Here is a 915-nt window from a genome sequence, read left to right as displayed (position 1 = left end):
CCCGCAGGCCGGAGGCGGGGATCACCCGCGGTGCCTTGCCGGCCAGGAAGGTCCCGGCGGTGGCCGCCTGGGTCTGTTCCAGGGTCGGAAGGATGGGGGAGCGCACCAGCAGCACCTCGCGCTCCCACCCGGCGCCGACGGACTCCAGCGTGGCGCAGGCGAACTTCAGGTAGGAGTCGCTGTCGGCGACTGCCAGCAGGCGGAAGGGCCGGACCGTTTGCCGCCCGTCGGCCGCGGGCGCGGCGGTTTTCCACTGCTCCGGGTTCATCGCTCGCCTCCGTCCCGCAGGGAGCTGCTCAGGTGTCGGCGCAGTTCTACCGTCGTCCCGGGCAGCCACCAGTCGTCCGGTACGGGCTGCCCCTTCAGCGGCACGCCGGAAGGGGCCAGGATCAGGCGCAGCGAGGCCAGCACCGTGGAAGGCAGGGCGCGGACTGCCTGCCCGGGCCGGAGGCCTCGCAGGCGCATTTCCACCGGAATGGTGTGTTGCTTGACGCTGATCAGCGGATGCTCCGCCAGGGCGCCGAGGAGTTCGGGTCGTTCGCGGCGGTGCGGGAAATACGCCACCGGGCCATCGTCGGTCAGCGACCGGACCCAGTCCACATAGGGCTCCGCCCGGATCAACCCGTCGGCGGGCATCGCCGAGCCCACCACGATGGTCGGCTCACTGATGTTCTCGGTGACCGGCTGGGTGCCCAGCCACTCGAAGCGGTGCCGTTCCAGATGCCCGCCGAGGGCCCGGAACTTCTTCTCCACTGCCGGCTGCACGGTCAAGGCCGTGAATACCAGCAGCCGGCCCTGGGCGGCCATCCTCCGCAGGGTCCACCAGGTGGCCAGGCCCAGCGCCTTGCGTCAGCTGCCTGGGCCGATTGCTGCGTCGGAGCGCTTGGCTCATCTGCGCCCCCTATTTTCCGTCGT

2 protein-coding genes are annotated in these 915 nt (G+C 70.9%); both read right to left on the bottom strand.

Going from position 1 to position 915, the window contains the following annotated elements; all coding sequences use genetic code 11:
• Window positions 1-268, bottom strand: a 268-nt coding sequence (locus AC5RUJ_RS17310) for a DUF6716 putative glycosyltransferase (RefSeq protein WP_494156377.1), incomplete at its 3' end; no start/stop codon positions are given.
• A complete protein-coding gene (locus tag AC5RUJ_RS17305) occupies window positions 265-807 on the bottom strand; it encodes a hypothetical protein (protein ID WP_494156376.1) in 543 nt (180 codons plus the stop codon). The genes AC5RUJ_RS17310 and AC5RUJ_RS17305, both read right to left, overlap by 4 nt.
• Window positions 808-915: the final 108 nt, after the last annotated feature.

The sequence above is a fragment of the Arthrobacter sp. Y3223164 genome (assembly GCF_059091005.1).
Note: the sequence above shows the minus strand (reverse complement) of the source record. Positions and strands in the feature narration are given on the sequence as shown.